Consider the following 24,099-nt stretch of genomic DNA (forward strand, 5'->3'; position numbering starts at 1 on the left):
GATTAACGTACCTTCAGCGTTGCCAGACCAATCAACACCAGCATCAAGGAAATAATCCAAAAGCGCACGATAACGCGTGGCTCCGGCCAACCTTTCAATTCATAGTGATGGTGAATCGGTGCCATACGGAAAATGCGCTGTCCACGCAGTTTGAATGATCCAACCTGCAAAATGACCGACAACGTTTCCACCACAAAAACCCCGCCCATGATGATCAGCAGGAACTCCTGGCGCAGTAATACGGCAATGGTTCCCAATGCTCCACCCAGAGCCAATGAACCAACATCGCCCATAAACACTTGCGCCGGATAAGTGTTAAACCACAAGAAACCCAGCCCGGCGCCGACAATCGCAGTACAGACAATCACCAGTTCACCTGCATGGCTCAAATAAGGGATATGCAGGTAGTTCGCAAAATTCACGTTACCTGTCGCCCATGCCACCAAAGCAAACCCTGCTGCAACAAGTACTGTCGGCATAATGGCGAGACCATCTAATCCATCCGTCAGATTCACCGCGTTACTGGTTCCGACAATCACAAAATAAGTCAGCAGAATGTAAAGCAAGCCCAGTTGTGGCATAACCTCTTTGAAGAATGGTACGACTAGTTGTGTTGCCGCTGTCTCTTTGCCGATGCTGTACATAGCAAACGCAACACCCAATGCAATAACGGATTGCCAGAAATATTTCCAACGCGCAATTAGCCCCTTGGTATCCTTACGCACCACTTTGCGGTAGTCATCCACAAACCCGACGACGCCATAACTGACTAAAACAAGTAAGACACACCAGACATAAGGATTATCCAGACGAGCCCACAGCAGCACAGAACTCGTGATGGAGAATAAAATCAACAACCCTCCCATTGTCGGTGTCCCACGCTTGCTAAAATGGGATTCAGGGCCGTTGTCGCGTACAACTTGACCTATCTGCAATTTTTGCAGATAAGCGATCAAAGTTGGTCCCATCCATAGCGCGATGAATAATGCAGTAAGCAAGCCGACGATGGCTCTGAACGTCAAATAAGAGAAGACGTTAAAGCCCGTGTGATACTTAACCAAATATTCGGCCAGCCAAACTAACATTGGAAGTTCTCCTTCAGTACGTTCACTACCTCTTCCATCGCGGCACTGCGTGAACCTTTAATTAATAGGGAAATCATTTCTTGTTGTTCCAATAAAGGAAGCAGCGCTGCAACCAATTCAGCCTTGTTCGCAAAATGCTGCCCCCGACCACTCGCGTCACTAATATGGGCACTGAAAGCCCCGACGCTGAGGACCTTATCTATATTTGTGGATGCCACGGCTTCACCCACCTCACGATGGCACTCAATCGCCTGCTCCCCCAACTCGCCCATGTCACCAACAACCATGACCCGATAACCGGACATCTTCGCCAGCACATTCGCCGCCGCAATCATGGAGCCGGGATTTGCATTATAGGTGTCGTCTAATATCACTTTTCCCTCAGTCAGAAGGATAGGAAACAAACGTCCTGCAACCGCTTTCAACCCCGATAATCCGGTACGAATATCATCCAGTGATGCACCAACAGAAATTGCCAGCGCACTGGCTGCCAATGCATTGGCAACATTGTGTTTGCCCGGCAATGGCAATGTCAGTTCAACGCTGCCAATTGGGCTATGGAGACAAAAATGCGCAGACAACGGTTGTTCTAAAATGTCCGTTGCGTAAAAATCCGCTCCCGTCGTTGATGATGCGGAAAAGCGCCATACGGTTTGCTGCTCGCTAATGCTGTGCTGCCAATGTTCCCAATCATGGCTATCCAGATTGATTATGGCGGTTCCGGTCGGAGCAAGGCCGGCAAAGATTTCACCTTTAGCCTTTGCCACCCCCGCTAAAGAGCCAAATCCTGCCAAATGGGCGGAAAAGAGGTTATTGACTAATGCGCTTTCAGGACGCGTCATTTCCGTGGTGTAAGCAATCTCTCCAATATGGTTGGCACCCAGTTCAATAACAGCAAACTGATGCTCATCAGTCAGTCTGAACAGGGTCAATGGCACCCCAATGTCATTATTGAAATTGCCTGCGGTATAAAGGGTATTTCCACACTGACGCAAGATAGCAGCGGTCATCTCTTTTACGGATGTTTTCCCCGACGAGCCAGTTAAAGCCACAATTCGTGCTTTACTTTGCTGACGAACCCAGCCCGCGAGTTTTCCCATTGCCAGACGCGTGTCCTTGACCACAACCTGCGGGCAATCAATATCCAGACGACGGCTGACCAATAAAACACCGGCACCCTGCTGTACTACATCAGCGGCGAAATCGTGGGCATCAAATTTTTCCCCTTTTAAGGCAATAAACAAACCGCCATGCACGATGTTACGGCTATCCGTTTCCACAGTATGAATTGGCAAAGTTTCAGCTTGCTGCTCGGTAACGCGATATAACACGCCATCCGTCAACTGTGCCAATTGTTGTAGGGTCAGAGGGATCATGCAATTACCCCCAACAAACGCGCAACAGTCAGGCGATCTGAGTAATCCAGACGACGATTGCCGACCAGTTGGTAATCTTCATGGCCTTTGCCTGCCACCAGAACAACATCTTCTTCGCTTGCCTGCATAATGGCACTGGTGACGGCCTCAACACGCCCATGAATCGCCATCGCCTGCCCCGGATCGATGAACCCTTGCAGGATATCAGCCACAATTGCCCGAGGCTCTTCACTGCGAGGATTATCATCCGTGACAACCACACGATCAGCACCCTGCTCTGCAACGCCGCCCATTAATGGACGTTTACCTTTGTCGCGATCACCCCCACAACCAAATACACACCAGAGTCGCCCCTTACAGTGCAGGCGAGCCGCAGACAATGCTTTTTCCAACGCATCAGGCGTGTGGGCATAATCAACGACAACTGTCGGGCGATCAGCAGCAGAAAAAACTTCCATACGTCCACAAACAGGTTTCAGACAAGAAGCCATCGATAACAATTTATCCAGGGGATAATCCAGAGACAACAAAGTGGCAAGTGCCAGAAGTAAGTTGCTGACATTGAACGCACCCATCAAAGGGCTATTGAGCGTTCCATTTCCCCAACTGGAAGTAAATGTGATGGATGCACCTTTATCGTGATAATGCACCTCACTAGCTGATAGCCAACGCCCCTGCCAATTTTCCGGCAAATTATTTTCCATTGAGACCGCAACGGCGTCCGGCAGACAGGACAACCACTTCTGCCCAACCGCATCATCAGCATTGATGATTTTCTGCTTCACATTATGGTGACTAAACAGTCGCCATTTGGCCTCTTCGTAACTTTCCATATCGCCATGATAATCAAGGTGATCACGGCTTAAATTAGTAAAAATAGCAGCCTGAAATGGCAATGCGGCCACGCGTCCCTGAACCAAACCATGTGAAGAGACTTCCATCGCCACAAAAGTGGCACTTTGATGAGCAAGTTGCTGTAAATCAAGCTGAATATCAACCGCAGAACCAGTCGTATTTTCGCTGGGGACTATCATGCCCAACAAACCATTTCCTACTGTTCCCATCACGGCACTGGTTTCGCCAAGCCCCTGGCTCCATTGCGCCAACAGTTGTGTTGTTGTGGTTTTCCCGTTGGTGCCGGTAACGCCAACCAATTTCAGTTTATTGCCGGGATGTTGGTAAAACTCACCCGCCAGTTCGGATAATTTATCATTTAAATCATCCAGATAGATAACAGGCACGCCGTGCATTTTCTGCACTGTGCCGTTATCCGCTGTCCCTTTTGCTTCTGCAATTACCGCCGCGACACCCTGAGCGATGGCTTGAGGAATATATTTCCGACCATCTGTCTGATGCCCCTGAACCGCAACAAACAGATCTCCGGCAGCCGCCTTACGGCTATCCAATGTCATTTCACGCAGCGGAAGCTCCGGTGTATCAACACCCCAAGGAGCCAATAAATCGCGCAAATTACGATCTGCCACTTTTATCCTCTTTATTGTTAATTACAAATTCGTTTTTATCGCCAACAGGCAATGCGTCTGGTTCAACATTCATGGTACGCAGAACCACACTCATGATGGCACCGAAGATAGGCGCTGAAACTGCACCACCATAATATTTGCCTGCCTGTGGATCATTAATGATCACAACCAATGAAAACCGTGGATGACTCGCAGGTGCAACCCCTGCGGTGTAAGAAATATACTTATTGACGTACTTACCATCCGGCCCGACTTTTTTTTGCCGTCCCCGTTTTAATCGCAATGCGATAACCTTTTATCGCAGCCCGTACCCCTCCTCCTCCCGGTAATGCCACACTCTCCATCATGTGTACCACTGTCCGCATAACAGATTCAGGGAATACCCGGGCGCCCGGAACGGGTGGATCGACTTTAGTAATTGACAACGGGCGATAAATACCCAAACTGCCTATCGTTGCGTAGACTCGCGCTAACTGTAACGGTGTTACCATTAGCCCGTAGCCGAAAGAAAAGGTGGCCCTGTCAAGATCTGACCACCGTTGTTTATTGGTTGGAAATAAGCCACTACTTTCTCCGACCAGCCCCAAATTGGTCGGTTTTCCCATCCCAAAGCGTGAATAAACATCCACCACCTCTGAGGCAGGCATCGCTAACGCCAGCTTGGAAACACCCACGTTACTCGACTTCTGTAAGATCCCGGTGATAGTTAACTCAGGACGGGGCGCAACGTCTTTGATTTCATGCCCCCGCGAACCGTAGATTAAGCGGTATGGCCGGGTATCTAACACCGTATTTTCTTTGACAATGCCACTATTCAGTGCACTCATCACCACCAGCGGTTTCACCGTGGAGCCAGGCTCAAAAATGTCGGTGATGGCGCGGTTACGCATCGCATCTTTCGGTGTTCCAGCCAAATTATTGGGGTTATAAGACGGACTGTTTGCCATCGCCAAAACTTCGCCGGTGTTGACATCAACCAGTACCGCTGTACCTGATTCGGCTTTATTCAGTGCAACCGCTTTCGTCAATTCTCGGTACACCAACGTCTGAAGACGCTCATCAATACTGAGCGTCAGATCGTGGGCCGCCCTGCTATCGGTAGAGGAGATATCTTCGATGACACGCCCGGTACGATCTTTACGAACGGTTCGGCTTCCCGGCATACCTGTCAGCCAGTTATCAAAACTCTTTTCAACGCCCTCAATACCTTTGCCATCAATGTTAGTCACCCCAATAATATGTGCGGTCACTTGCCCTGCCGGATAATAACGCCGGGATTCCTGACGCAAATAAATACCGGGTAGCTTTAATTTCTCGACATAATCGCCGATAGAAGTGTTCACCTGGCGGGCAAGGTAAACAAAACGCCCCTTGGGATATTCGCTAATTTTACTGGTTAACTGTTCAAGAGGGATAGAAAGAGCATCAGCCAAAGCCTGCCAGCGGGTGTCATTTGTGATGCCACCTTTTTCAAACACTTCCTTGGGATCTGCCCAGACCGCATCAACAGGCACACTCACCGCCAGTGGGCGCCCATTGCGATCATTAATCATGCCACGGGCAGTCGGGATAGATTGGATGCGCAGGGAACGCGAGTCACCTTCTTTTACCAAACGATCAGGATTGATAATCTGCAAATAGGCAACACGAATCAAAAGCCCGATTAAAGCAACCCCAATGCCTCCACACAGCAAGGCAAAACGCCAGCTTACAAAACTTGCTTTATCTTCTTGCTTTTTCAACTTTAAAGAGCGTGCAGCTTTCATCGCCCACCTTTTGGTTGTCAACTGGACTTATTGAGTAATCACAATATTCTCTTTACTTGGATCAACGTGTTGCATCTGCAATTTTTCAGTTGCGATCCGTTCAACCCGACTGTGATCACCCAATGCGTTCTCTTCAAGGAGCAGGTTACGCCACTCAATATCCCGAACATCAAGCTCGATCACATGAAGCTCTTTTTCCGCAGTCAATAAGCGGGTTTGATGTGCGACCGTCACAACACCGATGGCTGAAACGACAACTGCCACCAGTAAAATCAGTGGAAGTTTGGCATGACGAATTAAATCATTACCCATCACTCCAACTAACCCATGACGTTCAGCAGCCATCATTCACCCGCCTTTTCAGCAAACCGTAAAACCGAGCTTCGCGCTCTTGGGTTTGTGCCGACTTCACCTTCTGAGGGTTTCATTTTGCCAATGGATTTCAGACTTCTTCCCCCCAGCGTTTTTAACTGCGCTTCCGTGAGAGGCAAACCGACTGGAACCTGCGGTCCCTGACTGTGTTGTCGGATAAAGCGTTTCACTATGCGATCTTCCAACGAATGGAAACTGATGACAGATAATCGCCCTTGTGGTGCCAGAATGCGCAGTGCGCCATCCAATGCACGTTCTATCTCTTCCAGTTCACTGTTAATGTAAATCCTGATAGCCTGAAAGCTGCGTGTTGCCGGATGCTTATGCTTTTCTTTAACCGGGCTTGCCTGAGCAATTAACGCTGCCAGCTCGCGGGTACGCGTAAGAGGCTGTTCCTGATTGCGTGCCACAATGGCCTTCGCTATACGCTTGGCAAAACGTTCTTCGCCAAATGTTTTCAGCACCCATGCGATATCCTCTGCTTCAGCCTTCATCAACCACTCTGCGGCTGACTGCCCCCGTGTGGTATCCATGCGCATATCCAACGGCCCGTCACGCATAAATGAAAAACCACGTTCAGGATCATCCAGCTGTGGGGAAGAAACCCCTAAATCCAGTAATACGCCATTAATTTTTCCAACCAGACCCGCGTCTTCTACATACGTTGCCAATTCTGAAAATGGCCCATGAGTAATAGAAAAACGTTTATCAGTAATGGCCTTTGACGCTTCTATAGCTTGTGGATCACGATCGATCGCCATCAGACGTCCATTAGGACCCAATTTCGACAAAATCAGGCGAGAATGCCCCCCACGTCCAAATGTTCCATCGATATAAATTCCATCTTCTTGAATATTCAATCCATTGACAGCTTCATCCAGCAGTACACTGGTATGTTCAAAATGACTCTTTGCCATGTTTATAGTGATAAATCCTGTAGTCTTGCTGATAGAGGTTCTTGTGTGGATTGTTCAACCGCAATATCATCTTGTACCTGTTGATACCAGACTTGTTCATCCCACAATTCAAATTTATTAAATTGCCCAACCAGCATGACCTCTTTTGTTAGCCCTGCGTGCTGACGCAGTGTGCTGGCTAATAAAAGACGTCCTGCACTGTCCATTTGACATTCACTGGCGTGTCCCAATAACAAACGTTGAACTCGACGTTCGGCTGGATTCATGCTGGATAAGCGAGATAATTTTTTTTCGATGATTTCCCATTCGGGTAATGTATAAAGCAACAAGCACGGCTGATGAAGATCAATAGTACAAACCATTTGGCCTGTTGATACTTCATTCAGCATTTCTCTATATCGGGCTGGTACAGTGAGCCGCCCTTTGCTATCGAGATTAACCAGTGTTGCTCCACGAAACATACTCAGGTTACCCCTTGATGGCCCAAATCGCCACATTATCCCACAAATCACCACAATTAAGAGTTTACGGATGGTATGAAAACCTTGTCAAGCCAGAGCCAGTGCGCTTTAGCTAGATTTACAGAAAGATTCGGAAGAGAAAAAGAAGGATTTTTTAGTTTTGGCTATATTAATAATAGATAACACTATGATAATTTTGAATAATTTAATAAATCTGTAGAGAGCCTTACTCGGGATGGAATTTAGTGTAATTAATTACCACTTAAATTAATTTATGTAACTCATATCTCATTGTTGACTAATTGTTAATCATCATAAACGTATTAATAATAACTATATATTTAGGTTACAATAGCATAAAAAATAGTAACATATTGAAATCTTGTATTTATCTTAAAATATAAAATGACTACATATCAATCAAGTAAAAAAATAATATCCAGATAACAAATAACATACATAAACAATAATTTTATGTTACAAAATTATTTATCCTGTGAATTTAAATAACACATTATCGATTTTCGCGGTCATAAAAATCCGTTTAGCAGAATTTTAGTAAGAATAATCTCAAAATTACCTCAACACGCGTATTTTGATGATTTTAGGCAGACAAACAGCACCCTCATCTTTAATGAGGGTGCTCAATTAGGCTTTTCGGCTTAACTTGCCGCGACGGCATAGATGACGACGCATTCGGGTTATTCCAGGAGTTGGACGCTGCTTTTCATCCAAACTGGCTAATACCAGTTCAAGGGCACGTTCAGCGACATCACGATGGCGTTGTGCCACCGACAATACCGGACATTCAAGGAAATCAAGCAACTCATGATCACCAAATGTGGCAATAACCAATGGGTTTGGTAAACGACCACTGCGCTTGAGGAGTGTATCCATGACGCCCTGAAGTAATGCAAATGAAGTGGTATACAAGGCCTGAGGAACAGGGTTTGCCTCCAACCATGAAGCAAATATTTCAGCCGCAGCTTCACGTTCATAGCTATTGGCATAAAGGTAGTTAACTTCTCGTGGATCATGCTCCCATGCTTCGCGGAAACCTTGCTCACGCAAGAAACTGACCGATAATTCAGGCAATGCCCCCAAATAAAGGACAGATTCAGCCGGGAATTGACGCAACTCCTGTGCCAACATCTTCGCATCTTCGAGATCATCGCCAACCACACTGATAAAGTGTTCACGATCCAAAGCACGGTCAAGTGCGATGATTGGCAATGTGCGATTAGCCCAGCGCTGGTAGAAAGGATGCTCAGGCGGTAAAGCAGTGGAAACAATGATAGCATCGACCTGACGTTGCAAAAGATGTTCAACACAGCGCATTTCATTATCAGGCTGATCTTCAGAACATGCGATCAATAACTGGTAGCCACGCTCCCGTGCCTGGCGTTCAAGATAATTGGCAATACGTGTGTAACTGGTATTTTCCAAGTCGGGTATGACTAAACCAATTGAACGGGTTCGCCCCGCCCGAAGGCCAGCAGCGACAGCATTGGGATGATAATTATGCTCCCTGACCACTGCCATCACTTTTTCTACTGTCTTATCGCTGACCCGATACTGCCTGGCTTTACCATTGATGACATAACTGGCCGTAGTACGTGAAACACCTGCTAAGCGGGCGATCTCATCCAGTTTCACATTAACCCCTCAGTAAGATGATGAAAAAGCCCTACTTTACAGTAGGGCTCAATAAATATCTGTATTTTAACCCGCAGATTACGATTTTTCATCGCATAATTTTATCTCCGCGCGAGACACCAACTATACCCGATCGCGCGACTTCGACAATCTCTGCCACGTCTCTGACGGAATCAAGAAAAGCGTCCAGTTTTTCACTCGTTCCCACTAATTGGACGGTATAGAGTGTTGAAGTCACATCAACGATCTGCCCGCGAAAAATATCGGTGCTGCGCTTAATCTCTTCCCGTCCATATCCACTGGCTTGTAATTTAACCAGCATGATTTCACGCTCAACATGAGGCCCTGCGGTTAATTCGTTGACTCGCAATACATCCACCAACTTATGCAATTGCTTTTCAATTTGCTCCAATACCTTAGCATCACCTTTGGTTTGAATGGTCATGCGTGACAACGTGGGATCGTCAGTAGGAGCAACGGTCAAACTTTCGATGTTATAACCCCGTTGGGAAAACAAGCCAACTACGCGGGATAAGGCTCCCGATTCGTTTTCAAGTAATACAGACAAAATCCAGCGCATGATCAGGTCCTCTCTGTTTTGCTTAACCACATTTCATCCATTGCTCCGCCTCGGATCTGCATGGGATAAACATGTTCTGTCTCATCAACGGTAACATCCACAAAAACCAGACGGTGATTTTCAGTCATTTCATGCAGTGCCCGGGCCAATTTAGCCTCCAACTCATCGTAAGTTTGGATGGAGATACCTATATGCCCATAAGATTCTGCCAATTTGACGAAATCAGGCAGGGATTCCATGTAGGATTGAGAATGACGCCCCGCGTATATCATATCCTGCCATTGTTTCACCATACCCAAGAAACGGTTATTCAGATTCAGTACCAGAACAGGCAGACCATATTGCAGGGCAGTAGATAATTCTTGAATATTCATCTGGATACTGCCATCCCCTGTTACACACACGACCGTGGCTTCCGGTTTTGCCAACTTCACACCAAGCGCCGCCGGCAAACCAAACCCCATCGTTCCTAAACCACCGGAATTGATCCACCGTCTCGGTTTATCAAATGGATAATGCAGAGCAGCAAACATTTGATGCTGACCCACATCTGACGCAATATAGGCTTCCCCTTTGGTTAGACGATAAAGGGTTTCAATAACGGCCTGTGGCTTGATTTTCACTGTCGTGTGATCGTAATCAAGGCACTTGCGGCTGCGCCACTGTTCAATGGCAAGCCACCAATCTTTCAGGGCATCAGGATCTTGGGTATCTTCTATGGAATCCAATAATTCCAGCATCTGACCAAGTACCTGTTTAGCATCGCCAACAATCGGGATATCCGCCGTTACCGTTTTGGAAATCGAGGTGGGATCGATATCAATATGTAATACAGTCGCTTCCGGGCAATATTTTTCCAGGTTATTAGTTGTTCTATCGTCAAAACGTACCCCCACGGCAAAAATGACATCCGAGTTGTGCATCGCTTTATTCGCTTCGAAAGTCCCATGCATACCCAGCATGCCCAGACTTTGGCGATGCGTTGCAGGAAATGCGCCCAATCCCATCAACGAACTGACGACCGGAATGTGCAAATATTCAACCAACTTCAACAATTCAGTGGTACATGCTGAATTTATGGTCCCCCCCCCCGACATAAATCACCGGTTTTTTTGCTGCCACCAGCGCCTTCAATGCACGTTTAATTTGCCCCTTGTGTCCCTGTACCGTCGGGTTATAAGAACGCAGGTTAATTTTTTCAGGATACACATACGGGAATTTCAATGCAGGATTGACGGTATCTTTAGGAAAATCGATAACAACAGGCCCTGGCCGGCCACTTGCGGCCAGGTAAAAAGCTTTTTTAATCGTATCTGGGATATCTTCTGCTTTTTTTTATCAGGAAACTATGCTTCACAATGGGGCGGGAAATTCCCACCATGTCGCACTCTTGAAAAGCATCATTACCTATCAGGGAACTAGCAACCTGACCAGATAACACGACCATAGGAATTGAATCCATGTATGCCGTTGCAATGCCCGTAACAGCATTGGTTGCCCCCGGCCCGGAAGTGACTAAAACAACCCCGACTTTTCCCGTACAACGCGCATAGCCATCCGCCATATGAACAGCACCCTGTTCATGGCGCACTAAAATGTGTTCGATTCCCCCAATCGTATGCAGGGCATCATAAATATCCAGTACCGCCCCGCCCGGATAACCGAACACGTGTTCAACGCCCTGATCGATTAGCGATCTGACAACCATTTCGGCTCCTGACAACATCTCCATCGAGTTTGCCTCCAGGCTCTGTTTGCAAGTTAATCGTCGTAATTTCATAAGGTAGCGAAAAAGTTACCTTATTTATTCCATTTCTTATATATTCCATAACGCCAAGTTAACTAACATAACGTTAGATACAAGTGTTAGCAAACATCAATTTACATCCTGAAAACATTCGTTGAAGAAGAGCCGGACTTTTGCCTATTTTCAATCCAGATACATAGATTCAATTTCGCGCTGATAACGCTCAACAATAACCTTACGGCGCAATTTCAATGTCGGCGTTAATTCTCCTTTTTCCATTGAGAAAGCTTCCGGCAAAAGAATAAATCGTTTGACCTGATGGAATTTAACAATATTTTTTTGCATTTCCTTTAGGCGTCGTTCAAACAACGCGACAACCTGGTGATTGCACAGCAACTCAAGACGATCACGGTAATGGAGGTTGATAGATTTCGCGTATTCTTCCAGCGCGTCATAACTGGGCACAATCAACGCAGAAACGAATTGGCGGGCATCAGCAATGACGGCAATATGTTCAATAAAACGATCTTGTCCTAACATCCCTTCAATCATTTGCGGCGCAATATATTTGCCTGTTGACGTTTTCATCAGATCTTTCAGGCGCTCGGTAATATACAGATTACCATTAGCGTCCAGTCTTCCGGCATCGCCTGTTCGCAACCAGCCATCCTCCGTAAAGGCATGGACCGTTTCCTCCGGGCGGTTGAAGTAACCTTTCATGACAATAGAGCCACGCACCTGGATCTCCCCTTCCGCACTAATGCGAACATCAATATCAGGTAATGGCGTACCAATTGAACCCAACAGATAATTTTTTTCTTCCCAGCAAGATACCGTGGCACACGTTTCTGTCATGCCGTACCCATATTTGATATCCAGGCCAACGGACAGAAAAAAACGGGTAATGGCATCGTCGAGGCGTGCTCCCGCCACGGGCAAGAAACGCACTCGCCCGCCTAAAAGACCACGGAGCTTATTCAACACCAATTTGTCAGCCAATTGATAACTACCGCGCGTGAATGGGCAACCTTTTTTATTCTCCTGCTGACGCATCCAGTGCGCCTCTCCCCGTTTCAAGGCCCAATTAAAAATCATCCTACGCCAAAAAGGCGCACGGGAAACTTTTTCTAAGATCGCGCTATGAACTTTTTCATAAAAACGGGGGACAGAACACATCACTGTCGGGTGCACATCAGACATAGCTTCACGCACCAGATTCGTATCTGTTAAATAGACGTTCAGGGCACCCGTGTGCATGACATAATAACTCCACGCCCGCTCAAAAATATGGGACAGCGGCAAAAAGCAGAGCGATACATCCTGGTTGGTCAATGTTAATCTCTGGTCATGCAGATAAAGCTGTGCCGCCATATTCCGATAATCCAGCATCACCCCTTTTGGCTCTCCCGTTGTGCCAGAGGTATACATTAACGTGAAAAGGTCATTCAAATCCTGATCCGCAATACGGCGATTAAGTTCTGCCTGATATTGCGAATAATCATTGTCAATAAAAGCGGATAAATACAATGCCTGCGGGCATCCTTTCAAGTCGACAGATTCATCCATAACAATGAGATGAGCAAGTTGAGGACACAGCTCAACCAGTGATACTGCAATGTCATATTGCTCCTGCCCGCCAACAAATAACACCTGCACACCTGCATCATTAAGAATAAAGGCAGCCTGATCACCCGTATTAGTCGCGTATAATGGCACTGTCACAGCCCGAAGCTGAAGAATGGCTAAGTCAGCCAATGACCATGCCATACCATTCTGGGCAAAAATACCCACTTTCCCCTGCACTTCTATTCCCAATGACAATAATGCGTTTGCCACGGATCTCGTTGTACATTCAACCTGCCGCCAATTCATTTCCAACTGTTCTGATGGTGACCATTGCCGAAAGGCAATTTTTTCTGGATATTCATTGAATTGTTGCTGCAAGCGATTCACCAAGTGATAGGCGTGCAGAGGATCTGTTATCACAATATATTCCTGTATAAATATTTCATTCAGCGTCTGAGTGTATTCTCTACTTTCAGCTTACAGATGTTAGCTATTTGCGCGCAGTCTACCTATTCCTAGTAAAAGGGGGAAGTCCATTTTTGATAGAGCGCTATCCCTGTATGCAGCTATCTTGTATACAACATAGGGATAGACTCTTATTTCATCTATACCAATTCAACTTCAAGATGCGTGTTATATTTCCCCGCACAGCGGGGAAATATAAGGCCTCGCGTCGTCTTGCGGATTGCAACTTGACGTTTATCGCGTATATTCTGCTTGAGCGTGATCTATTCTTGCTTACCAAGATGACTTAACAATGATTTCATCCACTGATGGCCTTGATCCCGCTCTGTTGCACCATGCCATATCAAATAACAAGGACGAAAAATCGGACCATTAGGCAAAGAGACTGAACAGATATTTAACTGCTCAGAATAGTGCTCAACCATCCATTTGGGCACTATGGCAACTAAATAAGTCTGCGAGACAATATTAAGAACGCTATTTAAATCCGTTCCCTGATAAGAAACAGAACGCAATAACTCATTATTTTCATAGTAAGGCTTACTAAATGAATCTATGTTATCCAACGCAACGATGGCATGTCTTTCTTCCTGCAATTGTTGCTGAGTAATTCGCTTACTAATTCTGGGGTGATGTTTAGAAACAGCCAAAACCAATTCATCATTAAACAGAGAATAATTATGGAAATTAGAACATTCCAATTGATTATAGCTGATAACAAATTCTATTTCCTGATATTTTAATTTTTTCTCAACACCATCATTAATTTGTGTTTTAATGACAACTTCGATATTAGAATCATGTTTTTTTACCTGCCCAACAATTTGAGCAGCTAAACGAATATCAAGAGGACTACAAATAGAGAGATGAAATACTCTCGTACTCTTATTGGGATCAAATCCCACTCCAGGCAGTTCATTATGGACAATTTGCAGTGCCTGTCTGAGTGGCCCAAAAAGCTGTTTTGCTCTCGCCGTTGGCTGAATACCCCGACCATAACGCACAAATAATTCATCACCAAACATGGTTTTCAAACGAGCCACTGCATTACTGACAGCCGGTTGTGACATTCCCAATGCCTGGGCTGCACGTGTAATATTCTGCATTTGCATTACAGTATCAAAAACAGTCAGCAAATTAAGATCCACACTACGCAATTGAATATCGCATGATTCTTTTTTTTCTGTCGTTATTGAGTTGTATTCTGTCATTATTTCACTCCACTAAATTTATAGCAGCGCTCTCATTAAATATGGAAATTAATAAGATCAATTACCCCAATTTATTAAAAAATATATTGAGATTCATTCTTGTACAAAAAAATAAAACACACATAACCAATACATTCTTATCTACGTAACCGTAATATTTTTATAGGTATGAATATTAATGTATTATATATGAATGGTAATAACTCAATTTACACTAATGACTTTTATCAAAAACAATTAGCCAATAATGAAATACCAATCTATCAAAATATAATTTATTAATATTCTGTATGGTTATGACTTCTTAACCTAAAACACGGTGGTTAACATCCATCTATCCTTGTTCCTTATCCATCAGAACAGGATTTTACTCCATATATAGATATGAAAAATAGATAAAAACATCGCTAAAAATGTAAAAAATAGTCACCAAACTCAACAATTGCTCAATAAAAAACCGAAAATGTGGGCAACCCACGTTAAATTCATACTTATACTGCTTGACATTATTTTTTAGATAACGTATCTATAAAATACATTGACAATTAAAATTAAGTTAACAAATTCACAAAGGTTAGCTCACATGATTCACCCTATTCTTCTACTAAGCCTACTAATTATCGCTTTTAATAATGCGCGTGGTATGTTGGTGGGTGAAAAACAAGGATAAGTTAACCTCCATCAGACACAAAAAACCCGCGCCATGCGCGGGTTTTTTTTTACCTGCCGGCGCTCAGAATCAAAAATAAAACCCAGTTACAGAACTAAGTTATCTAACGAAATTAACGAGTTAATCTATTTAACAGGAGTACAACATGAGCCAGCAAGTTATTATTTTCGATACGACGTTACGTGATGGAGAACAGGCGTTACAAGCCAGCCTGAGTGTGAAAGAGAAACTGCAAATCGCTTATGCACTGGAAAGGCTGGGGGTTGATGTCATTGAAGCCGGTTTTCCCGTTTCTTCTCCGGGTGATTTTGAATCAGTCCAAACCATCGCCCGTGAAATCAAAAATAGCCGTATCTGTGCCTTATCCCGCTGTGTTGACAAAGATATCGATGTCGCCGCTGAAGCCCTGAAAGTCGCTGAAGCCTTCCGCCTGCATATGGTACTGGCTACCTCAAATTTGCACGTCGAGCATAAATTAAAAAGAACCTTTGATGATGTTGTGGAAATGGCGGTTCGCTCCATCAAACGAGCGCGCAACTATACCGACGATGTCGAGTTTTCCTGCGAAGATGCAGGCCGTACCGATATCGATAATTTGTGCAAAATTGTCGAGCAGGCCATCAAAGCGGGCGCAACCACCGTCAACATTCCAGACACGGTAGGTTATACCACGCCTTACCAATTTGGCGGTATTATACGCACATTATTTAACCGCGTACCCAATATTGATAAAGCGATTATTTCAGTCCACTGCCACGACGATTTAGGTATGTCCGTCGCTAACTCCATTACCGCCATCCAGGAAGGTGCCCGTCAAATCGAAGGCACGATCAATGGATTGGGAGAACGTGCAGGTAACTGCTCGCTGGAAGAAGTGATTATGACTATCAAAACGCGCCAGCAAATGTTGGGAGTACATACCAATATCAACCATCAAGAAATTTATCGTACCAGTCAGTTAGTTAGCCAAATTAGCAGTACACCGATCCCCGCTCATAAAGCCGTTGTTGGCAGTAATGCGTTTTCCCATTCATCCGGCATTCATCAGGATGGTGTGCTGAAAAATCGTGAAACTTACGAAATCATGACGCCAGAATCTATCGGCTTGAAAGATACCCAGTTGAACCTGACCTCACGTTCTGGACGTGCCGCAGTAAAACATCGTATGACAGAGATGGGCTATCAAGAGAGTGACTACAATTTGGATGTACTGTATCAAGCATTCTTGAAATTGGCAGATAAAAAAGGACAGGTGTTTGATTACGATTTAGAAGCCTTGGTGTTTATCAATCAACAACAGCAAGAACATGAACATTTCCGTCTGGACTATTTCAGTATCCAGTCAGGCTCCAATGTCATACCTACTGCAACCGTTAGTCTGGCCTGTGGAGATGAAATCAAATCTGAAGCCTCAACGGGCAATGGTACTGTTGATGCCATCTATCAGGCCATCAACCGCATGACGGGTTACCCTCTGGAATTAATTTCCTATCAATTATCCGGTAAAGGGCATGGTAAAGATGCGCTCGGTCAAGTTGATATTATCGTGGAATGTTTTGGCCGCCGTTTCCACGGCATGGGCTTGGAAACTGACATTATTGAATCCTCTGCCAAAGCGATGGTCCATGTTCTGAACAATATCTGGCAAGCAGAGCAAGTAGAAAAAGAGAAGCAACGCATCTCCCAAAGCAGTAACCAAGACAGCAATATTCAAAACAATCACCAGAACAACAAAAAGGAAACTGCACAATCATGACCTCAAGCCAATCTATTTCAAATGACGCGACTCAGGGCAAGCAAGAAACCAGGCATTGCCACATTGCTGTTTTGCCGGGTGATGGCATTGGCCCTGAAGTGATGAAGCAAGCCTACAAAGTGTTAGATGCCATCCGTCAACGTTTTAATATCCGTATCACAACCAGCGAATATGATGTGGGGGGGATTGCCATTGATCGTCATGGCACACCTTTACCTCAAGAAACGATAGCTGGCTGCGAAAAAGCTGACGCGATCCTATTTGGCTCCGTAGGTGGCCCGCAATGGGAACATCTACCGCCCGCCGAACAGCCAGAACGTGGGGCATTATTGCCATTACGAAAATACTTTAAATTATTCAGCAACTTAAGACAGGCCCGCTTATATACAGGCTTAGAATCATTCTGTCCTCTTCGCCATGATATCGCCGCCAAAGGCTTTGATATTTTATGCGTCCGTGAGCTGACAGGCGGAATTTATTTTGGACAACCCAAAGGGCGCGAAGGTGAAGGAAAATATGAGCGTGCTTTTGACACTGAGGTTTATCATCGTTTCGAGATAGAGCGGATAGCACGTATTGCATTTGAATCTGCGCGCAAACGTCGCCATAAGGTGACTTCGATTGATAAAGCGAATGTTTTGCAAAGCTCCGTGTTATGGCGTGAAGTCGTTAGCAAAATCGCCAAAGAATATCCTGACGTTGCAATCGGGCATATGTATATTGATAACGCCACTATGCAGCTTATTAAAGATCCCGCTCAATTTGACGTTCTATTGTGCTCCAATATTTTTGGCGATATTTTATCCGATGAATGCGCAATGATCACGGGTTCGATGGGCATGTTGCCTTCTGCCAGCCTGAACGAAAAAGGTTTTGGCTTATATGAACCTGCGGGCGGTTCAGCCCCTGATATTGCAGGTAAAAATATCGCCAACCCAATTGCTCAAATATTATCCACAGCACTGTTGCTGCGTTACAGCCTTGGACACCTTGATGCCGCTGATGCTATTGAACGGGCGATCAATCACGCTTTGGAACAAGGTTATCGTACCGCTGATCTCGCGGGCAATGACAAAGCGGTCAGCACCAATGCAATGGGCGATATCATTGCACGCTATATCACCGAAGAAGTTTAGAAAAATCTATCCAAAGGGAAATATAAGCATTGAAAAAAGCCAGTAAGATAGCTTACTGGCTGGTAAAAAAGACCATTACTCAACAAATCAGAGGTAAATGCAGCATGAGAGGAGTAAAAATGAACACTTTTGGCTGGCTTGATTTTAAATTTGTGTAGATTACGCTTCCAGAAGGTTAATTCACAGAAAAAGCTAAAGTTATAAACATTTATTGTCTGGCCAGAACCATTTTATTCACTTTTTCTGTGGATATGTATGTGAAAAAGAGCGGGGTAAAACGGGTATACTTTTATTACATATTTTTACACTCTCTATAGCATAAAATAAATAATCATTATTTTTCATTACGTTAATGCATTTTACACCCCTTTTAACATGACCTATTACTGATAAAAATTTTTAGCTTTCCCCGCAATGAGCAAATATTAGCCACAGGTGAATTTATCCACAGGATATGCCTTTTAGTTAAACAAAAATCGCCTATTTTTGTAGAAAATATCCTTCATTAGCGCTGTAAATCAAACCAGTGATCTCACTTTTTATCACTTATCCCATAAATCTGTGGATAACATGGTGTAAGATCCTGTTTATTATCACTGTAAATAGGTGAACAATCATAATGAGTCTATTTTTAATGCAGCAAACATCAATGAAAAAATCTTTTATATCATGCTATTATCAAAATGATCATGCTAACGATAAATTAATAATGGTTTTCAAAAATTCATGTGAACATTTTTTAATCAACAAAAAGTATACTCTATAACATGTACTTTACACCGCCAGCACCGCCTGAAAACGAACAACAACTCTTCAATCGTGCCCATTCCCTGGCTGGCTTATCTATGGGTGAACTTGCTGCGTTGGCCAGGCTCTCCATTCCCCCCAATTTAAAACGTGATAAAGGTTGGGTCGGTATGTTGCTTGAATACTATTTAGGCGCAAATGCGGGCAGTAAACCTGAACAAGATTTTGAACATATTGGTGTCGAGTTGAAAACTATCCCTGTGGATAGCAAAGGTTATCCATTAGAAACAACCTTTGTCTGTGTTGCTCCTTTAACAGGTAATAGTGGCATTACCTGGGCAAACTGCCACGTCAGGCGTAAATTATCCCGCGTCCTGTGGATACCGGTTGAGGGGGAAAGAAATATTCCATTATCTGAACGCCGTGTAGGCTCTCCGCTGCTTTGGAGTCCGAATGTGATTGAAGAAGAGTTGCTGCGACGCGATTGGGAAGAACTGATGGATCTTATTGTATTAGGAAAAGTCGAAAGCATTACGGCCCGTCATGGTGAAGTACTGCAATTGCGTCCCAAGGCCGCCAATAGCCGAGCACTGACAGAAGCAATAGGAGAATACGGCCAGCCAATTATGACGTTGCCCAGAGGTTTTTATTTGAAAAAAAACTTTACTGCGCCGTTATTGGCTCGCCATTTCTTCTTGTAACCCTTAATTGGCAGAAACCCTGAATACGCTATTTGTCTTTCAGTTTAAAATCAAACAGTTTCAAATGCCTGAGACAAATCCGTTATCAAATCATCTGCATTTTCAATACCGACAGAAATTCGGATCAATTGTGGGGTAATTCCGGCAGCCAGACGCTTCTCCAACGGAATGGAAGCATGAGTCATGGAAAACGGCTGACCAATCAAGCTCTCCACGCCACCTAAACTTTCCGCCAATGTAAACAGTTGCAGCGCTTTAATGACGCGACGCGCATAATCTTCATCCCCTTTCAGTACGATGGAGATCATGCCACCAAAACCTCGCATCTGACGTTTTGCCAATTCATGCTGAGGATGAGAAGCAAGACCGGGATAATACACTTTCTCAACTTGTGGCTGCTGTTCAAGCCAATGCGCAATCTTCTCAGCACTGTCAATATGGCGCTCCATACGCAGGGACAATGTCCGGATACCACGCAGGACAAGGAAACTACTGAACGGATCAAGAATGCCGCCAATGGAATTTTGCAAGAAGGCAACTTGCTCGGCCAACTCTGCATTATTTCCCACCACGGCAAGGCCAGCAACAACATCAGAATGACCATTCAGGTACTTAGTTGCAGAGTGCACAACAATATCAAACCCCAAATCAAGCGGACGCTGAATATAGGGGGAAGCAAAAGTGTTATCTGCCACGCTGATAATATTATGCCGCCTGGCAATTTGTGCAATCGCCGCTAAATCAGCCAATTTCAGTAGTGGGTTAGTGGGCGTTTCCACCCAAATCATTTTAGTGTCGGGCTGAATTGCCGCTTCCAGTGCTGTAGTATCCCCTGCCTCAACATAAGTGACTCTCAGACCCGCCGTCCGGCGACGCACTTTTTCCAGCAATCGGTAAGTCCCGCCATAGAGATCATCTACCGCAATGATGTGGCTGTCTTTATCAAGTAACTCCAAAATAGTTGAACTGGCTGCCAGACCAGAGCCGAAAGCATAACCCCGCGTGCCATTTTCCAATTCAGCAATCGCACGCTCTAAGACATCACGCGTTGGATTCCCGCTACGGGAATATTCATATCCCGTATGCTGACCGGGTGCAGGTTGAGCATAAGTCGATGTGGCATAAATTGCGGGCATCACTGCCCCCGTGTGATCAGGTACATAGCCTGCATGAACGCTTTGTGTATCAAATTTAATCCGATTAAATTTAGTCTTATCAAACTTAGCCATTAATTTATTCCTGAAAGAGATCAATTGAGTTGTTGACGCCATGCGTTCAGAACATCGGTACGAGTAACAAGCCCCAGAAAACGATTGTTATCATCAACAATCAGAGCCACATGACCAACATCAAAAGTGGCCATTAACTGCGCCAATGACGCTTTTTTATTGAGCGTATGAACCTGATTGGTCATCGCTTCAGTCACAGACAATGAGAAATGATGTGAATTGGCCTGAATGGTATGCATGAGATCCCACTCATCAATAAGCCCGACAATTTGATCGTTTTCGATCACAGGTAACTGTGAAATATCATACAGACGCATACGGCTATGAGCGATTTGCAAGGTATCCTGTGGAGAAACTGAAACCGTCGCCCCATCCTGATAACGATAAGTAATATAATCGCTCAAATTATTTTCTTGTGGTTGTGAACGCAGCCCTTGTTCCAATAACCAGTAATCATTAAACATCTTCGACAAATATTTGTTACCGCTGTCACACGCTAACGTCACCACACGTTTCGCCGTTGTCTGTGCACGGCAATAACGTAGCGCCGCCGCTAACAATGTTCCTGAAGAAGAGCCAGCCAAGATCCCTTCTGTCAATAGTAAATCGCGGGCGCAGGCAAACGCTTCTGCATCAGTAATGCGATAAGCATGGTGAACCTGAGAAAAATCCCCAAGAGGCGGGACAAAATCTTCTCCAATACCTTCCACAAACCAACTTCCCGCTTCGTCATAGTGACCATGCTCAACATAATCGGCAAGAATAGAACCTTTAGGATCTGCGAGGATAAATCCCGTATGAGGGGAAATTTCCTTAAAATACTGGCTCAAGCCACCCAGAGTCCCGCCAGAACCGACCCCCACGACCACAGCATCGACATTCTGCTCCATCTGCTGCCAAATCTCCGGCCCCGTGGTAGCAAGATGGGCGGCTGAGTTCGCCGGATTATTGAATTGATCAATATAATAAGCTCCACTGATTTCTTTCGACAGGCGCAGAGCATAGTCCTGATAGTATTCTGGATGCCCTTTTCCAACATCAGAGCGTGTCAGGCGAACATCCGTACCCAGCGCCCGCAGGTGATAAATTTTTTCGCGGCTCATTTTATCAGGTACAACTAAAATCAGCTTATAGCCCTTCATGGCGGCAACCAACGCCAACCCAATACCCGTATTACCTGCCGTGGCTTCAATGATGGTGCCCCCGGGCTGCAACACCCCCTGTTTTTCCGCCTGCTCAATCATTGAAAGTGCAACACGATCTTTAATCGAACCGCCCGGATTCTGATTCTCTAACTTAATGAATAGCTGGCAAGGGCCTGTATCCAGATGAGTCAATTCCAATAGCGGTGTATTCCCTATAAGTTCAAGAACTGAGCGTGGTGCTGCCATATTTGCCTCTTGATAATCGGTAAAATTTGCAAACAAAACTTTCAGACTGGGAAAGAATAACGCTGCATGGTAATCAATTTGAAAGAACAAATGAAAACTACATATAACAAAAGAGAATTAATTAATTCGATATTGATAAATTAAAACATGTCTATACCCATCCAACTTCAAGATGCGTGTTATATTTCTCCGCGCAGCGGGGAAATATAAGGCCTCGTGTCGTCTTACGGATTGCAGCTTGAAGTTTATCGGGTATACAACTCATTATTTTTTTTATCATTTAATAATAAATAAATCCTAATAATAGGGCTTGATGAAAATAAGTTCCTCATAACGAAAATCTCATTACAATCTAAACATCATCATTCAACCTGATAAAAAGAGGCACCTATGTATACATACAGAGAAGCCGCCAATTTTGCGACATTCGTGTTATATGCAGCGAAAATGAATGAACAGTACTACAATAATCCCACTCCCCCAGCCGACCCTCGAATTGAAGAGAGTGGATGGAAAGTTATCGCGTATATCTCAGCAGATGACCTGTCTTTCTCCGTAACGCCCAGAAAAGGCGAATTGCCCGAACATGTCTGTTATGGTTATGTGGCAAAAAAAGTGGCAGAAAAAAACCATTCTTCAGGGGAATATATTATTGCTATACGGGGAACCGATCCCACAATTTTGCTGGAAGATGTTCATGATGGACTGATTGATTTTACCTCACCGTGGACTCGTTTCCCCAAGATAGCAGTCAGCCAGGGGTTTTTTAGTGTCTATGACTCAATGAAGCTGATTCCCATTGAGCCTGAGTCTCACCGTGTTTACAGCAATCTTAAATTGGCGGAAGCGATTGCCCGGCTTATCGGGGTAAATGGTCAGTTCACTATAGCTGGTCACAGTCTGGGGGCAGCAATTGCGTCTTACCTTATGTATGAAATAGGCTCGATAGCCCCCAATCATTCAGCCTGTTTATTTGCCTGCCCAAGACCAGGAAACCGAGAATTCGCCAAACTCGTTACCCAAAACTTTAGCAATTTTGCGGTGTTCAACTATATCGATGACGTCATACCTCATCTGCCTCCTAAAGTCCTGGGATATGCCTCATTGGACTATATCAACGCGTTTAAGCCTCAAACCAATTTAGCTATTTCAGATGGGCCGTTATGTAGCCACTATTTAATCAATTATATTGCCAGACTCGATCTGGAGGTGTGCAGAAGAGCCACAAAACAGGGTGATATCGATTCTTGCATTAATTTATAGTTAGGAACTCATCATCAACAAAGGAGCATAAAGATGAAATGGCGTGGTTATACATACAGTGCAGTATTAATGGCAAGTAGCCTGTTTTCCCCTGCATTATTATGGGCAAAAGGGGAAGCTCACTTGTTATTCCACATGGGACTGGGAGCCAACGGTACATTCTTTGTAGGCGGCACACTGCAAAATCAAGGCGACCAACCTGTGGCGGGAGGTTATCTGGCTATTTTACCCCTTAACGCAAAATGTGAGCCAGGTACACTGACCGTATACCCATTTGAACCATTGGCACCGGGGGAAAAGAAAGAATTTCGCGTTCCAATAAATACCCCGCTAAACAGTTATCGTTTAATGGGTTTTGGTGCCTATGACGATATGGGCTTTCCTCTTCCCGCCATAGATGAAACCGCAAAAATTATTCAAGAGCGCGAACCCGGTGAGCGCAAAGCTTGCCAGTCAGCCCGAACACCAACCTCTGTCAGTCAACCTGCACCCCAAAAGGGGGCATAAAAAACTATTGTGT

Annotated in this window: 17 protein-coding genes and 3 pseudogenes; 6 read left to right on the top strand and 14 right to left on the bottom strand. The window is 44.8% G+C overall.

Annotated elements, in window-relative coordinates:
• Positions 1-2: 2 nt before the first annotated feature.
• The 12 genes and pseudogenes from mraY to leuO all read right to left on the bottom strand — a co-directional run bounded on the left by mraY (position 3) and on the right by leuO (position 14,686).
• A complete protein-coding gene (gene mraY, locus PXH59_RS11085) occupies positions 3-1,085 on the bottom strand; it encodes a phospho-N-acetylmuramoyl-pentapeptide-transferase (protein WP_285808360.1) in 1,083 nt (360 codons plus the stop codon).
• A complete protein-coding gene (gene murF, locus PXH59_RS11090; protein ID WP_285808361.1) occupies positions 1,079-2,461 on the bottom strand; it encodes a UDP-N-acetylmuramoyl-tripeptide--D-alanyl-D-alanine ligase in 1,383 nt (460 codons plus the stop codon). The genes mraY and murF overlap by 7 nt, the downstream gene beginning before the upstream one ends.
• Entirely contained in the window at positions 2,458-3,945 is a 1,488-nt protein-coding gene (murE, locus tag PXH59_RS11095) for a UDP-N-acetylmuramoyl-L-alanyl-D-glutamate--2,6-diaminopimelate ligase (protein WP_285808362.1), read from the bottom strand. Before murE ends, murF begins: the two co-directional genes overlap by 4 nt.
• Positions 3,932-5,711, bottom strand: a pseudogene (locus PXH59_RS11100) (peptidoglycan glycosyltransferase FtsI). Before PXH59_RS11100 ends, murE begins: the two are co-directional and overlap by 14 nt.
• 27 nt (positions 5,712-5,738) lie before the next feature.
• A complete protein-coding gene (ftsL, locus tag PXH59_RS11105) occupies positions 5,739-6,059 on the bottom strand; it encodes a cell division protein FtsL (RefSeq protein WP_047767659.1) in 321 nt (106 codons plus the stop codon).
• Positions 6,056-7,000 carry a 16S rRNA (cytosine(1402)-N(4))-methyltransferase RsmH gene (rsmH, locus tag PXH59_RS11110; protein ID WP_047767657.1) on the bottom strand — a complete coding sequence of 315 codons (945 nt, stop codon included), beginning with the start codon at positions 6,998-7,000 and terminating at the stop codon, positions 6,056-6,058. Before rsmH ends, ftsL begins: the two co-directional genes overlap by 4 nt.
• A 2-nt stretch (positions 7,001-7,002) precedes the next feature.
• Positions 7,003-7,461 carry a division/cell wall cluster transcriptional repressor MraZ gene (gene mraZ / locus PXH59_RS11115; RefSeq protein ID WP_047767655.1) on the bottom strand — a complete coding sequence of 153 codons (459 nt, stop codon included), beginning with the start codon at positions 7,459-7,461 and terminating at the stop codon, positions 7,003-7,005.
• A 648-nt stretch (positions 7,462-8,109) separates the two neighbouring features.
• Complete coding sequence (cra, locus tag PXH59_RS11120; RefSeq protein WP_047767653.1) at positions 8,110-9,117, bottom strand: catabolite repressor/activator; 1,008 nt, start codon at positions 9,115-9,117, stop codon at positions 8,110-8,112.
• A gap of 88 nt (positions 9,118-9,205) precedes the next feature.
• Positions 9,206-9,697, bottom strand: a complete 492-nt coding sequence (gene ilvN, locus PXH59_RS11125) for an acetolactate synthase small subunit (protein WP_047767651.1) — start codon at positions 9,695-9,697, stop codon at positions 9,206-9,208.
• A 2-nt stretch (positions 9,698-9,699) separates the two neighbouring features.
• Positions 9,700-11,429: pseudogene (gene ilvI, locus PXH59_RS11130) on the bottom strand (acetolactate synthase 3 large subunit).
• 198 nt (positions 11,430-11,627) lie between these two features.
• Positions 11,628-13,427, bottom strand: coding sequence for an AMP-dependent synthetase/ligase (locus PXH59_RS11135; RefSeq protein ID WP_434223377.1), 1,800 nt, complete (start codon positions 13,425-13,427; stop codon positions 11,628-11,630).
• Positions 13,428-13,738: 311 nt separating this feature from the next.
• Positions 13,739-14,686, bottom strand: a complete 948-nt coding sequence (gene leuO / locus PXH59_RS11140) for a transcriptional regulator LeuO (protein ID WP_285808364.1) — start codon at positions 14,684-14,686, stop codon at positions 13,739-13,741.
• Positions 14,687-15,501: 815 nt separating this feature from the next.
• Here leuO and leuA point away from each other — a divergent pair.
• The 4 genes and pseudogenes from leuA (at position 15,502) to mutH (ending at position 19,696) form a co-directional block, all read left to right on the top strand.
• Entirely contained in the window at positions 15,502-17,112 is a 1,611-nt protein-coding gene (gene leuA / locus PXH59_RS11145) for a 2-isopropylmalate synthase (protein ID WP_285808365.1), read from the top strand.
• The gene (gene leuB / locus PXH59_RS11150; protein ID WP_434223315.1) at positions 17,109-18,248 is read left to right on the top strand and encodes a 3-isopropylmalate dehydrogenase; all 1,140 of its coding nucleotides are present in this window, start codon (positions 17,109-17,111) and stop codon (positions 18,246-18,248) included. Before leuA ends, leuB begins: the two co-directional genes overlap by 4 nt.
• A 47-nt stretch (positions 18,249-18,295) precedes the next feature.
• A pseudogene (locus tag PXH59_RS20265) lies at positions 18,296-18,406 on the top strand (hypothetical protein); the annotation flags it as partial.
• A gap of 609 nt (positions 18,407-19,015) precedes the next feature.
• Complete coding sequence (gene mutH / locus PXH59_RS11155; RefSeq protein WP_285808366.1) at positions 19,016-19,696, top strand: DNA mismatch repair endonuclease MutH; 681 nt, start codon at positions 19,016-19,018, stop codon at positions 19,694-19,696.
• Positions 19,697-19,746: 50 nt separating this feature from the next.
• Here mutH and PXH59_RS11160 read toward each other — a convergent pair whose 3' ends face one another.
• Both PXH59_RS11160 and PXH59_RS11165 read right to left on the bottom strand, forming a co-directional pair.
• Entirely contained in the window at positions 19,747-20,925 is a 1,179-nt protein-coding gene (locus PXH59_RS11160) for a trans-sulfuration enzyme family protein (RefSeq protein WP_285808367.1), read from the bottom strand.
• 20 nt (positions 20,926-20,945) lie between these two features.
• Positions 20,946-22,316 carry a pyridoxal-phosphate dependent enzyme gene (locus tag PXH59_RS11165; protein WP_285808368.1) on the bottom strand — a complete coding sequence of 457 codons (1,371 nt, stop codon included), beginning with the start codon at positions 22,314-22,316 and terminating at the stop codon, positions 20,946-20,948.
• A gap of 390 nt (positions 22,317-22,706) precedes the next feature.
• On the opposite strand from PXH59_RS11165, the gene PXH59_RS11170 reads away from it, so the two are divergent.
• Positions 22,707-23,579 carry a lipase family protein gene (locus tag PXH59_RS11170; RefSeq protein WP_285808370.1) on the top strand — a complete coding sequence of 291 codons (873 nt, stop codon included), beginning with the start codon at positions 22,707-22,709 and terminating at the stop codon, positions 23,577-23,579.
• A gap of 33 nt (positions 23,580-23,612) precedes the next feature.
• Complete coding sequence (locus tag PXH59_RS11175; RefSeq protein WP_047767634.1) at positions 23,613-24,086, top strand: membrane-associated Zn-dependent protease 1; 474 nt, start codon at positions 23,613-23,615, stop codon at positions 24,084-24,086.
• The last annotated feature ends 13 nt before the right edge of the window (positions 24,087-24,099 follow it).

The organism is Xenorhabdus bakwenae (genome assembly GCF_030272115.1).
Classification (GTDB): Bacteria; Pseudomonadota; Gammaproteobacteria; order Enterobacterales; family Enterobacteriaceae; genus Xenorhabdus; species Xenorhabdus bakwenae.